The organism is Streptosporangium sp. NPDC053982, from assembly GCF_055585205.1.
The window spans coordinates 76,053-88,062 of sequence record NZ_JBVJKQ010000011.1; the positions used below are offsets into that span (position 1 = coordinate 76,053).

Here is a 12,010-nt window from a genome sequence, read left to right on the forward strand (position 1 = left end):
CCGGGCGCCCCGCTCGCCGTGACCCCTCGCGCGCCCGCGCTCACCGGGGGTCCGGCCTGAAGTGCGCCCGCGCTCACCGGCGGCCCTGCCTGAAGTACTCGCCGTCGAGCACCAGGCACAGCTCCCCGTCCACCTCGGCGACCTCCGGCATGAGCGTGACGATCTCCCGCCGTACGGCGAGCACGTCGGCCACGGTCGCGTACCCGGCGAGCTCGCCGAGCGTGCGGTAGGTCGGGGGCATCAGGAGGATCCGCCCGTCCCTGGCCCCGGCGAGCGCGTCGGCGGGCCGGGCCCAGGTCACCTGGTCGGCCTCGCCGCCGACGTCGCGGGTGCGCTGGCCCGAGGGGAGGGCGGCGACGAAGAAGCGGGTGTCGAAGCGCCGGGGCTCGACCACCGGGGTGATCCAGTGGCCCCAGGGCCGCAGCAGGTCGGAGCGGAGGACCAGTCCGCGCCCGGCGAGGAAGTCGGCGAACGACAGGCTCCGGTCGATCAGGGCCAGCCGGTCGGCCTCCCAGTTGTCGCCGGTGGTGTCGGCAACGACGGACGTCGGGGACGAGCCGGCGAGCAGGACGCCCGACTCCTCGAACGTCTCGCGCACCGCGGCGCACACCAGGCCGCGGGCGAGCTTCTCGTCCGCCCCGAAGACCTCGCCCCACTCGGCGGGCGACGGCCCGGCCCATGCGACCGCGTGGTCGGCGTCCCGGGGGTCCACCGACCCGCCGGGGAAGACGTAGGCGCCCGCCGCGAAGGCCATCGCGGCCGTGCGCCGGAGCAGGTAGACCTCCACGCCCCCGTGCCCGGACCCCCCGGCGTCGATGCCTCCGGCGCTCCCGGAGTCTCCCGCGCCCCCAGCGCTCTCAACGTCCCCGGCGCTCTCAACGCCCTCGGCGTTCGCGGTGCCCTCGCGCAGCAGGACCACGGTGGCGGCGTCCCGGGCCGGAACGGGCCGCGCCCGCCCGGCCAGGATGTCGCGCGCGCGCTCGCCGTCCGCGCCGGAAAGCGGGAACCCGCCCATTCAGATCCTCCACCAGAACAACAGTCGGTCTCGGTGACCATCATGTGGCAGGTCCGCCGCTCCGGACAATCGCGGCCGGCCCCGGCGGCCGGGCCGGGACCGGCCCGGCCACCGGCGAGCCGCCGTCAGCGGACCTCGGCGATCAGCTCGACCTCCACCGGCGCGTCCAGCGGGAGGACCGCCACGCCCACCGCGCTGCGGGCGTGCCCGCCGGTCTCGGCGAACACCCTGCCGAGCAGGTCGCTCGCGCCGTTGATCACCTGCGGCTGCCCGGTGAAGTCGGGGGCGCTGGCCACGAAGCCGACGACCTTGACGATCCGCACGATGTTGTCCACGCCGCCCGCCGCCGACGCCGCGGCGGCCAGAGCGTTCAGCGCGCAGATCCCGGCGAGGCCGGCGGCCTCCTCCGCGGTCAGCTTCTCGCCGACCTTGCCCGTCGCCACGAGCCCGCCGTCCACCATCGGGAGCTGGCCCGAGGTGTAGACGTGGTTGCCCGTCCGGACGGCCGGGACGTAGGACGCCAGCGGCGCCGCGACCTCCGGCAGCGCGATGCCCAGCTCGTCCAGCCTCTGCTGCGGCGTCACTGCTTGGGCCGCTTCAGGTAGGCGACCAGCTGCTCGGGGTTCGGCCCCGGCACGACCTGGACGAGCTCCCAGCCGTCCTGGCCCCAGTTGTCGAGGATCTGCTTGGTCGCGTGGACCAGCAGTGGCACCGTCGAGTACTCCCATTTCGTCATGGGGGACACATTAGCGAGGCGGGCCCGGCCGGCGTCCGCCCTACGCCGCCCCGCGATCGCGCGCCCGTTCCGCCCCTGGTCCGTCCCCGTTTCGGGGCCGTACGGCCGGCCGCGCGCCGCGGAAGTGATCGGGATCACCGTGATGGGTCCCGGAGCAGGACGGTCCGGGCGAATCGTGAGGTGACGGTTGGGTAGCCTTCGAGACGTGAGAGCTCGCGACACCGACTGGGACGGCGTACGCCTCCACGTCGTCACCGGGAAGGGCGGCACCGGCAAGACCACGGTGGCCGCCGCGCTCGCCCTTGCCCTCGCCGCGGGCGGACGCAAGGTCCTGCTGGTCGAGGTCGAGGGCCGGCAGGGCATCGCGCAGGTCTTCGACCTGCCGCCGCTGCCGTACGAGGAGCGGCGGGTCGCCGTCGCGCCGGGGGGCGGGGACGTCCACGCCCTGGCCGTCGATCCCGAAGAGGCCATGCTCGACTACCTCGAGATGTTCTACGGCATGCGCCGGGCGGGCAAGGCCCTGACCAAGATGGGCATCGTCGACTTCGCCACCACCGTCGCCCCCGGCTTCCGCGACGTCCTGGTGACCGGCAAGACCACCGAGGCGGTCCGCCGCAAGAACAAGGACGGCAGGCGCGTCTACGACGCGGTCGTGCTCGACGCGCCCCCGACCGGGCGGATCACCCGCTTCCTCAACGTCACCAACGAGGTGGCGGGCCTGGCCAGGGTCGGCCCCATCAAGAACCACGCCGACCTGGTGAACGGCGTGGTGGCCTCCCCGGAGACCGCCGTGCACTTCGTCACGCTCCTGGAGGAGATGCCGGTCCAGGAGACCCTCGACGGGCTCGCCGAGCTGACCGCCGCCGGGCTCCCGCCCGGCGGGATCTTCACGAACATGGTCAGGGAGTCGCTGCTCCCCGCCTCCGTGCTGGACGCCGCGGCCGGCGGCCGGTTCGACCCGGCCGAGCTGGCGCTCGGTCTCAAGGCCGCGGGGCTCGCCGACGGCACCTCCGACGCCGCCGCGGTGGCCGAGGCGCTCGCCGAGGAGATCGTCGAGCACGCCCACCGCACCGGGCTGGAGCAGCGGGAGCGGGAGTCGCTCAACGCGTCCGGCCGCCCCCGCTACGAGCTGCCGTTGCTGGCCGACGGGGTCGACCTCGCCGGGCTGTACGAGCTGGCCGAATCGATCCGCAACCAGGGAGCAGCATGAGCGAGCGACCCGGCGGGCACCGGGACGTCCCGGTCCTCGACCTCGACGCGATCGTCGACGACCCGGACACCCGGATCATCGTCTGCTGCGGCTCCGGCGGCGTCGGCAAGACCACCACCGCGGCCGCGCTGGGGCTGCGCGCGGCCGAGCGCGGCCGGGCGGCCGTCGTGCTCACCGTCGATCCGGCGCGGCGGCTCGCGCAGTCGATGGGCCTCACCGAGCTGGACAACGTCCCGCGGCCGGTCGAGGACGTGGCGGGCGACGGCACGCTGCACGCCATGATGCTCGACATGAAGCGGACCTTCGACGAGATCATCGAGGCCCACGCCGACCCGGAGCGGGCCCGGCAGATCCTGACGAACCCCTTCTACCAGTCGCTGTCGTCCAGCTTCTCCGGCACCCAGGAGTACATGGCGATGGAGAAGCTCGGCCAGCTGCGCCGGTCGGGTGAGTGGGACCTCATCATCGTGGACACCCCGCCGTCGCGGTCCGCGCTCGACTTCCTGGACGCGCCGGAACGGCTCGGCCGCTTCCTGGACGGCCGGCTGATCCGCGTGCTGACCGCCCCCGCCAAGGCGGGCGGGCGGAGCGCGTTCAAGCTGTTCAACGCGGGCTTCGGCCTGATCGCCGGGGCCATGACCAAGCTGCTGGGCGCGCAGGTGCTCAAGGACCTGCAGACGTTCGTCTCCGCGCTGGACGCCGTCTTCGGCGGCTTCCGGGCGCGCGCCGAGCAGACCTACCGGCTGTTGCAGGCCCCCGGGACCGCGTTCGTCGTCGTGGCCGCGCCCGAGCGCGACGCGATGCGTGAGGCGTCGTACTTCGTGGAACGGCTCGCCGAGGAGCGGATGCCCCTGGCGGGCGTCGTGATCAACCGGGTGCACCGCTCGCCCGCTGAGGGCCTGTCGGCCGCGCGCAGCGCCGCCGCCGCCGAGGAGCTGGAGTCGCGGGGCGGGCACGATCTGGCCGCCGCCGTGCTCCGGCTGCACGCCGGCCGGATGCAGCTCGCCGCCCGCGAGCACCGCGAGCGCGAGCACTTCGTCACCGCCCACCCGACGGTGCCCGTCGCGGAGGTGCCGGCCATGTGGGAGGACGTGCACGATCTGGAGGGTCTCCGCCAGATCGGCAAGCTCCTGGCAGCCCAGTAGCGCACCGGTCCCGGCCGCGGTGCCCCGGTCCCGGCCGCCCGGTGGCGCCCCGGTCAGTGCCCCGGAGGCCTTCAGGCCGGCGGGCTCCCGGCCGTCCGGTGACGCCTCGGGGCCTCCCCCGGAACACGCCCCGGAACACGCGGATACGGCCGGCGCCGAGGCGCCGGCCGTACATACGTGATCGGAACGGACGTCAGCCGGCGATCAGCTCGTTCGTCCGCTCGTACTCCTCCTTGGCCATCTCCAGCAGATCGCGCCAGGAGTCGACGTCAGGTCGCCGGCGCAGCAACGCGCGGCGCTCGCGCTCGGTCATCCCGCCCCACACCCCGAACTCGATGCGGTTGTCCAGTGCATCGGCGAGGCACTCGGTACGGACCGGGCATCCCCGGCAGATCAGCTTCGCCCGGTTCTGGGCAGCGCCCTGAACGAACAACGCGTCAGGATCCGCACCCTTACAGGCCGCACGGGAGGTCCAATCCGTGATCCACATTCGACCCCACTCCCCTTAGGTGGTCAGTCGTGACTTGGGGCCGACGGGCGCGGGCGTCGGGCCTCCGTATTCAGTTGCCGCAGAAAGAGAACGTACGCAATCAGACGTTCGAGCCGACAGACCCCGGCGGGACCAATTTCCCGCATGGTCATCAGCGGCCACGTGGCCGGGAATGACTAGTCACCTGACTCGGTGCGCGGCCGTCGCCTGACTCGATACATGACCGGGTCAAGTCTGATTGGCGATCCGTTACCGTTTGGGACATCCGTCCGACGTACTCTTGACGTGTGCAAGCTCAGGGCAAAGATCATGTAACGGTGATAGGCGCGGTCGGAAAGGTTCTGCGGCTGGTCGCCGCGGGCGCCGCCGCGGGTCTTCTGGCGGCCGGCGTCGCGTTCCCGGCGGTCGGGGGCGCGGGACTCGGCGTGAACTCCGTCACAGAGGAGCTGCACCTACGCCCTGAGGCGCTCAAGGAACCCCCGCTGCCGGAGAAGACCGTCCTGCTGGACGCCGACGGCAAGCCGTTCGCGCAGTTCTACTACGAGAACCGCGAGTCGGTGAAGCTCGACGAGATCGCCGACGTCATGAAGACCGCGATCATCTCGATCGAGGACTTCCGGTTCTACGAGCACGGCGCCATCGACATCGAGGGCACCATGCGCGCGGCGGTGCGGAACGCGGGCGGCAGCTCCACGCAGGGCGGCTCCTCGATCACCCAGCAGTACGTCAAGCAGGTGCTCTTCAACAGCGCCGAGACCCCCGAGGAGAAGCAGGCCGCGATCGCGCCGACCATCTCCCGGAAACTCAACGAGCTGCGCTACGCCCTGGCGGTCGAGGAGAAGTACACCAAGTCGGAGATCCTGGAGAAATATCTCAACATCTCCTACTTCGGCGCCGGCGCCCACGGCATCCAGGCGGCGGCCAAGCGGTTCTTCGGCAAGCCGGCGTCCAAGCTGGAACTGTGGCAGGCCGCCACGCTGGCCGGCGCCGTACAGGACCCCAACGGCACCGACCCGGCCCGGCACCAGGGCGAGTCCTCCAAGCCCTGGAAGGCCCGCCAGCAGAAGCTGCTGGAGCGGCGCAACACCGTCCTGAACCGCATGTACGAGCTCGGCAAGATCACGAAGCAGGAGGCCGACGAGGCCAAGGCCAAGAAGCTCGGGTTCAAGGACGTCTCGGCCCCGGGCGGCTGCGAGACCAGCAAGTACCCCTACTTCTGCGTCTACGTGCGCGAGGAGATCCGCCACAACAAGCTGTTCGGCAAGTCCCCCGAGGCGCGCGAGAAGCTGCTCCAGCGCGGCGGCCTGACGATCAAGACGACGCTCGACCCGCAGGCGCAGAAGTCCTCGGAGAAGGCCATCAAGCAGATGGTCCACGCGAGCGACAAGCCGGTCGCCTCGCAGGCGATGGTCGTCCCCGGCACCGGCGCCATCAGGGCGATGGCCTCCAGCCGGAAGTTCGGCACGAGCAAGAAGAAGAACGAGAGCAGCATCAACTTCGCCGCCGACGCCCAGCACGGCGGCGGCATCGGCTTCCAGGCGGGCTCGACGTTCAAGGCCTTCACCCTGCTCACCGCGCTCGACCAGGGGATGAAGCTCAACGACGGCAACACCACCGGCAAGTCCTACAACGCCCCCAGCCACGGCGCGTTCCGCGACTGCAAGGGCAACGCGGTCGGCGAGCCCACTCATGACGTCTTCAACTCCAGCGAGGGCGGCGGCGGCTTCAAGTCGCTGACCACCGGCACGCTGGGCTCGGTGAACACCTTCTTCATGAAGCTGGAGGAGAAGGTCGGCCTCTGCAACGTCGTCAAGACGGCCAAGAAGCTCGGCATCCAGCGGTCCGACGGCGGCCCGCTGCGCGAGGTCGAGACCTTCACCCTCGGCGTCAACGAGATGGACCCGGTGACGGTCTCCGCCGCCTACGCGACCATCGCGGCCCGCGGCACCTACTGCGAGCCGATGGCCATCACCGAGATCCGCGACCGCTACGGCAAGGCCACGCCGTACAAGCCGAAGTGCGAGGAGGTCCTCGACGAGGAGGTCGCCGACGCGGCCACCCACATCATGTCCGGGGTGTTCACCAAGGGCACGATGAGCGAGATCGGCGGCATCGGCCGGCCGGCGGCGGGCAAGACCGGCACCACCGACGCCTACACCGCCGCCTGGTTCGCCGGGTTCACCCCCGACCTCGCCTCCGCGGTCAGCCTCGGCGACCCGCGCGGCGCCTTCACCCACGACCTGACGGGCGTGACGATCGGCGGCCGCTACTACGGCTACGTCTACGGCGCCACCATCTCCGGGAAGATCTGGAAGCTGTCCATGCCCGGCGCGCTGAAGGGCGTCGACCCGACCTCCTTCCACTCGGTCAACATGGACCGCTTCGGCGGCTGCTCCGGCAACTGCGCGCCCAAGCCGCCGCCGAAGAAGCCGGGTGACGTCGGCGGCGACTTCGGCGACGACGGCGGCGACAACACGGTCGTCAACGACGGCGGCACCTTCGGGCCCGGCTTCGGCCGGGGCAACGGACGGGGCCGGGGCCGGGGTAACGGCGGCGTCGTCAACGAGGGCACCCGCTAGGAACCCGTGGACGCCCCGCCGGTCCTTCCAGGGACCGGCGGCCGGACCGTCGGAGCCCTCCCCGCATCGCGGGAGGGCTCCCGGTGTTCTCCGGAGCGGGCTTAGGCGCTCAGGCGGGTCCGCACGATCTGCGCCACCCGGCCGCCCTCGGCCCGCCCCGCGACCTTGGGGTTCAGGACCTTCATGACCTGGCCCATCTCCCTGGGCCCGGAGGCGCCGGTCTCGGCGATGGCCTCGTCCACCAGCCCGGCGATCTCGTCGTCGGAGAGCTGGGCGGGGAGGTACTCCTCCAGCACCGCCTGCTCGTCCAGCTCGGCCTGCGCCTGCTCGGCGCGGCCCGCGCCGCTGAACGCCTCCGCCGCCTCCCGGCGCTTCTTGGCCTCCTTGGTCAGCACCTTGACGATCTCGTCGTCGGAGAGCTCGCGCGCCGTCTTGCCGGCCACCTCCTCGACGTTCACGGCCGCCAGGGCCATGCGGATGGTCCGGGTGCGGACCTCGTCGCGGCCCTTCATCGCGGCCGTGAGGTCGGCCTTCAGCTTGTCCTTCAATGTGCTCATGCGGTCCATCTTGCCGTCTCACCGGTCCCGGTGTATCCAGGGTTTCTCCCAGGGTGCCGGGTGTCGGGCATGATGAGGGTGTGAGGAAAGCAGCCGCGGTGCCCCTGTCCCTGCTCGGCGTCGGCCTTACCGGCCTCGCCTACGCCTCGGTCGTCGAGCGCAACGCGTTCCGCCTACGGCGGTTCGACGTGCCAGTGCTGCCGCCCGGCCGGCGTCCGGTGCGGATCCTGCACCTGTCCGACCTGCACCTCACCCCGCGCAGGCGAATGCTGATCAACTGGGTCCGCTCGCTGGGCGAGCTCCAGCCCGACCTGGTGGTCAACACCGGCGACTCCATCGCCCACCCCGACGCCGTCGGCCCGCTGATGGAGGCCCTGGAGCCGCTGCTGACCCGTCCGGGCCTGTTCGTCTACGGCTCCAACGACATGTACGCGCCGCGCCCCAAGAACCCGGCCCGCTACCTGTGGCGCACCTCCAAGGGCGACCACGTCCAGAAGATCCCCTCGCTTCCCTGGGAGGAGCTGGGCGCGGCCATGTCCGCCGAGGGCTGGCTGGACATGAACAACACCACGGCCCGCCTCAAGGTGGGCGATCTCGACGTGGCCGTGGGCGGCATCCACGACTCCCACATCAACCGCGACCGTTACGACCTGATCGCCGGGCCCGCGCCCGAGGAGGCGGACCTCCGACTGGGCGTGATGCACTCCCCCGAGCCGCGCAACATGACCCGCTTCGCCGCCGACGGCTACCAACTGCTGCTGGCCGGCCACACCCACGGCGGCCAGCTCTGCGTCCCGTTCTACGGCGCGCTGGTCACCAACTGCGGCATCGACCGCGCCCGGGTCAAGGGCCTGAGCCGTCACGACTCGGCGTTCCTCCACGTCTCGGCCGGCCTGGGCACCAGCCCCTACGCTCCGGCGCGGTTCGCCTGCTTCCCCGAGGCGAGTCTGCTGACCCTGGTACCGCGACGCCGGAATGACGCAAGCACCCGCGAAGTCCGCTAGACTTTCTCAAGCACGAGCAAGCCCGTCGTGCACCGGGGTGTAGCGCAGCTTGGTAGCGCGCTTCGTTCGGGACGAAGAGGTCGCAGGTTCAAATCCTGTCACCCCGACGCTTGGATTCCCGACACCAGGGGCCCGATCGCTGGAGACAGCGATCGGGCCCCTGGTCGTTTCACCGCGTCCCACCGCGTCCCGCTCGAATGCCCGGTCCCGGCGTCTCACGGCCTGCGGAATCGACACCGCCGTTTCATCCACGGTGATCGACGCCGTGAGCCTCCTGTCCGACGAGAACCGCATACCGGCCGACGCCATGCTTTCGGTCAGGCCGTTCGTCCGGACCACGGACTTCCGTCCCCGGCGGCATGAAGCGGGCACCGCTCCCCGGCGGTGATCGCGTTAGACTGGCCGCAACGCGATGACGGAGACGAGTAGTCCCGGGATCACGCGGGTCAGAGAGCCGCCGGCAGCTGCGAAGGCGGTCCCGCGCCCCGGGGCGAAGACCCTCCCGAGTGCGGGGAGGAACGGCGCACCCGCCCCATGCCCCGCCGGCCGGCCCCCGTGATCGGGCCGCGATGAGGCCGCCGCCCAGGCGGCGGCGAAAGTGCGGTGGCACCGGGAGCACCCTTCTCCCCCGCACTCCCAAGGGATCCGCTCATATTCCACGAGGAGTGTGATGATCTCTCGTATCCTCGCCGCCGACCTGCCCGCGCACGTCGGCCGCACCGTACGGATCGCCGGCTGGCTGCATCGCCGCCGCGAGCTGAAGTCCGTGTCGTTCCTGGTGGTCAGGGACCGCTCCGGTCTCGCGCAGGTCGTGCTGCGCGAGCCGGTCCACCTGGCCGAGGAGACCGTCGTCGAGGTCACCGGGACCGTCTCCGCCAACCCGCAGGCCCCCGGCGGGGCCGAGCTGGCCGACCCGGTGATCGACGTGCTCTCCGAGCCGGTCGAGCCGCCGCCGTTCGACCTGTACCGGCCCGTCGTCTCCGGCACGCTGCCCACGGTCCTCGACCACGCGCCGGCGGCGCTGCGGCATCCCCGGCTGCGGGCGCCGTTCGAGATCGCCGCCGCCGGGGTCGCCGGGTTCCGGGCCGTCCTGGACGGGCTCGGGTTCGTCGAGACGTCCACCCCGAAGATCGTGGCCTCGGCGACGGAGTCGGGCGCGAACGTCTTCGGCATCGACTACTTCGGCCGGCCCGCCTTCCTGGCCCAGTCGCCGCAGTTCTTCAAGCAGGCCCTTGTCGGGGTGTTCGAGCGGGTCTACGAGGTCGGGCCGGTCTTCCGGGCCGAGCCGCACGACACCGCCCGGCACCTGGCGCAGTACACGAGCCTGGACGCCGAACTGGGCTTCGTCCGCGACCACCGCGACGTCATGGCGGTGCTCACCCTCGCGCTCGGCGGCATGCACGCGGCCGTCGCCGAACGCGCCGGGGCCGCCGTCGCCCTGCTGGGGATCGAGACGCCGAAGGTCCCGGAGGAGATCCCCGCGATCGACTTCGCCGAGGCGCAGGAGCTCCTCGCCCGGCACACCGGGGAGGACCCCCGCGGCGAGCCCGACCTGGCCCCGGCGCACGAGCGGTGGCTCGGCGAGTGGGCGCTGCGCGAGCACGGCTCGGAGTTCCTGTTCGTCACGGGCTACCCGATGGTCAAGCGGCCCTTCTACACCCACCCCGACCCGACCGCGCCGGAGCGCTCACGCAGCTTCGACCTGCTGTTCCGGGGGCTGGAGCTGGTGACGGGCGGCCAGCGGCTGCACCGGCACGCCGACTACCTGGCCGCGCTCGCCGCCCGGGGCGAGGACCCGGAGGCGTACGAGGGGTACCTCGCGGCGTTCGCCCACGGCATGCCGCCGCACGGCGGCTTCGCCATCGGCCTGGAACGGTGGACCTCCCGCCTGACGGGCGCCGCCAACGTCCGCCAGACCACCCTGTTCCCCCGCGACCTGCACCGCCTCAGCCCGTGACACCGTGGACCGGCCGGCCCGTGCTCGACGGATCGGCCGGTCCACACGGTTCACGGCGGGAGCGTACGGCCGGCACGTCCGGAACCGTACGGCCGGCCGCGGGTGGGCGTCGCGGTGAGGTCAGCGGCGGGAGGAGGCGAAGGAGTAGTCGGTGTAGCCGTGCCGGCCGCCGCCGTAGTAGGTCGCGGGGTCGGGGCGGTTCAGCGGCGCGCCGGTGCGCAGCCGTTCCACCAGGTCGGGATTCGCCAGGAAGGCCCGGCCGAAGGCGATGAGGTCGGCCCCGGCGGCGAGCCACTCCTCGGCGGCGGCCCGGCCGCCGTCACCGGGGAACTCTCCTCCCGACCGCGGCGCCACCACCAGGGCGCCGGGCCAGGCCGCCCGGATCCGGGCGGCGAGCGGTGTGCCGGGCGCGACGCCCGCGAGGTGGAAGTACGCCAGGCCGAGCGGGGCGAGGGCGGCGGCCAGCGCCGGGTAGACCAGTTCGATGTCGTCCTCGGCGATGTCGTTGTGCGGGTCGCCCGGGGTGACGCGCAGCCCCACCCGGTCCCCGCCGACCGCTTCCGCCACGGCCGCGGCGAGCTCGACGGCGAAGCGGAGGCGGTCGCGTCCGTAGAGGTCACCGCGGCGGTTGGTGCCCGGGGCGAGGAACTGGTGGATCAGGTAGCCGTTGCCGCCGTGCAGCTCGACCCCGTCGAACCCGGCGTCGACGGCCAGCCGGGCGGCGCGGGCGAAGTCGCCGATCGTCGCCCGCGTCTCGGCGGTGCTCAGCTCCCGGGGGACGGGCAGGTCCCGGTGCCCGTCGAGGGTGAAGATCCGCCCGGCGGCCCGCACCGGCGACGGCGCCACGGGCCGCAGCCCGTTGACGCTCTCGTGGCCGATGCGGCCCGCGTGCATGAGCTGGGCGAAGATCCGGCCGCCGGCCGCGTGCACCGCGCCGGTCACCTCCTGCCACGCCCCGGCCTGCTCGGCGGTGTGCAGGCCCGGGGTTCCCGGGTGCCCCTGCCCGGCCGGGCTGGGCTGGGCTCCCTCGGAGATGATCAACCCCGCGGTGGCCCGCTGCGCGTAGTACACGGCCGTCTCCGCCGCGGGCACCCCGCGGTGGTCGGCGCGGCTGCGGGTCATCGGTGACATCACCAGCCGGTTGGGCAGGCGGAGCCGTCCCAGCCGCGCGGGCTCGAACAGGTCTGGCATGGTGCGTCCCTTCCGCGGATCGTTCTTGCGGCCCACGCCGGTCGTAGGTCGTTCCCGGGCCGGCGCACCGGATCGTTGCCGGGCCGGCGCAGCGGCCGCGGGGCGTTCCCGAACCGGCGTGCCCGG

Annotated in this window: 11 protein-coding genes and 1 tRNA gene; 6 read left to right on the forward strand and 6 right to left on the reverse strand. The window is 72.5% G+C overall.

The genetic code is table 11. From position 1 onward, the window contains the following. Positions 1-73: 73 nt before the first annotated feature. The 3 genes from ACZ6W9_RS21045 to ACZ6W9_RS21055 form a co-directional block, all read right to left on the reverse strand. Positions 74-1,015 (reverse strand): NUDIX hydrolase, encoded by a 942-nt coding sequence (locus ACZ6W9_RS21045; RefSeq protein WP_470119165.1) that lies wholly within the window; start codon positions 1,013-1,015, stop codon positions 74-76. Positions 1,016-1,140: 125 nt separating this feature from the next. After that, positions 1,141-1,599, reverse strand: a complete 459-nt coding sequence (locus tag ACZ6W9_RS21050) for a RidA family protein (protein ID WP_389966701.1) — start codon at positions 1,597-1,599, stop codon at positions 1,141-1,143. Further along, entirely contained in the window at positions 1,596-1,751 is a 156-nt protein-coding gene (locus ACZ6W9_RS21055) for a DUF4177 domain-containing protein (protein WP_012887236.1), read from the reverse strand. The genes ACZ6W9_RS21050 and ACZ6W9_RS21055 overlap by 4 nt, the downstream gene beginning before the upstream one ends. A gap of 205 nt (positions 1,752-1,956) precedes the next feature. Here ACZ6W9_RS21055 and bagA point away from each other — a divergent pair, with 205 nt between their 5' ends. Next, the gene (gene bagA / locus ACZ6W9_RS21060; RefSeq protein WP_389966704.1) at positions 1,957-2,961 is read left to right on the forward strand and encodes an ATPase BagA; all 1,005 of its coding nucleotides are present in this window, start codon (positions 1,957-1,959) and stop codon (positions 2,959-2,961) included. Beyond that, on the forward strand, positions 2,958-4,106 hold the full coding sequence (bagB, locus tag ACZ6W9_RS21065) for an ATPase BagB (protein ID WP_389966707.1): 1,149 nt from the start codon (positions 2,958-2,960) through the stop codon (positions 4,104-4,106). Before bagA ends, bagB begins: the two co-directional genes overlap by 4 nt. Positions 4,107-4,299: 193 nt before the next feature. Here bagB and ACZ6W9_RS21070 read toward each other — a convergent pair whose 3' ends face one another. Beyond that, entirely contained in the window at positions 4,300-4,596 is a 297-nt protein-coding gene (locus ACZ6W9_RS21070; RefSeq protein ID WP_179820724.1) for a WhiB family transcriptional regulator, read from the reverse strand. Positions 4,597-4,913: 317 nt separating this feature from the next. Between ACZ6W9_RS21070 and ACZ6W9_RS21075 the strand changes: the two genes are divergently transcribed. Continuing rightward, a complete protein-coding gene (locus ACZ6W9_RS21075; RefSeq protein ID WP_389966711.1) occupies positions 4,914-7,175 on the forward strand; it encodes a transglycosylase domain-containing protein in 2,262 nt (753 codons plus the stop codon). Positions 7,176-7,276: 101 nt separating this feature from the next. Here ACZ6W9_RS21075 and ACZ6W9_RS21080 read toward each other — a convergent pair whose 3' ends face one another. Further along, positions 7,277-7,732, reverse strand: coding sequence for a GatB/YqeY domain-containing protein (locus ACZ6W9_RS21080; RefSeq protein ID WP_362941247.1), 456 nt, complete (start codon positions 7,730-7,732; stop codon positions 7,277-7,279). Between the two features lie 80 nt (positions 7,733-7,812). Here ACZ6W9_RS21080 and ACZ6W9_RS21085 point away from each other — a divergent pair, with 80 nt between their 5' ends. The 3 genes from ACZ6W9_RS21085 (at position 7,813) to aspS (ending at position 10,693) form a co-directional block, all read left to right on the forward strand. Further along, positions 7,813-8,736: a metallophosphoesterase gene (locus tag ACZ6W9_RS21085; protein WP_362941250.1), complete on the forward strand. Its 924-nt coding sequence runs from the start codon at positions 7,813-7,815 to the stop codon at positions 8,734-8,736. A 33-nt stretch (positions 8,737-8,769) separates the two neighbouring features. After that, positions 8,770-8,843: transfer RNA gene (locus tag ACZ6W9_RS21090), tRNA-Pro, on the forward strand. Between the two features lie 563 nt (positions 8,844-9,406). Next, positions 9,407-10,693, forward strand: a complete 1,287-nt coding sequence (aspS, locus tag ACZ6W9_RS21095) for an aspartate--tRNA(Asn) ligase (RefSeq protein WP_389966715.1) — start codon at positions 9,407-9,409, stop codon at positions 10,691-10,693. Between the two features lie 120 nt (positions 10,694-10,813). Here aspS and ACZ6W9_RS21100 read toward each other — a convergent pair whose 3' ends face one another. Next, entirely contained in the window at positions 10,814-11,884 is a 1,071-nt protein-coding gene (locus tag ACZ6W9_RS21100) for an alkene reductase (RefSeq protein WP_389966718.1), read from the reverse strand. Between the last annotated feature and the right edge of the window lie 126 nt (positions 11,885-12,010).

Excerpts from the sequence above, each read along its gene's own strand:
- ACZ6W9_RS21045 (WP_470119165.1), bottom strand. The coding sequence starts at position 1,015 with ATGGGCGGGTTCCCGCTTTCCGGCGCGGACGGCGAGCGCGCGCGCGAC.
- ACZ6W9_RS21100 (WP_389966718.1), bottom strand. The coding sequence starts at position 11,884 with ATGCCAGACCTGTTCGAGCCCGCGCGGCTGGGACGGCTCCGCCTGCCC.
- ACZ6W9_RS21070 (WP_179820724.1), bottom strand. The coding sequence starts at position 4,596 with ATGTGGATCACGGATTGGACCTCCCGTGCGGCCTGTAAGGGTGCGGAT.
- bagB (WP_389966707.1), top strand. The coding sequence starts at position 2,958 with ATGAGCGAGCGACCCGGCGGGCACCGGGACGTCCCGGTCCTCGACCTC.
- aspS (WP_389966715.1), top strand. The coding sequence starts at position 9,407 with ATGATCTCTCGTATCCTCGCCGCCGACCTGCCCGCGCACGTCGGCCGC.
- ACZ6W9_RS21055 (WP_012887236.1), bottom strand. The coding sequence starts at position 1,751 with ATGACGAAATGGGAGTACTCGACGGTGCCACTGCTGGTCCACGCGACC.
- ACZ6W9_RS21080 (WP_362941247.1), bottom strand. The coding sequence starts at position 7,732 with ATGAGCACATTGAAGGACAAGCTGAAGGCCGACCTCACGGCCGCGATG.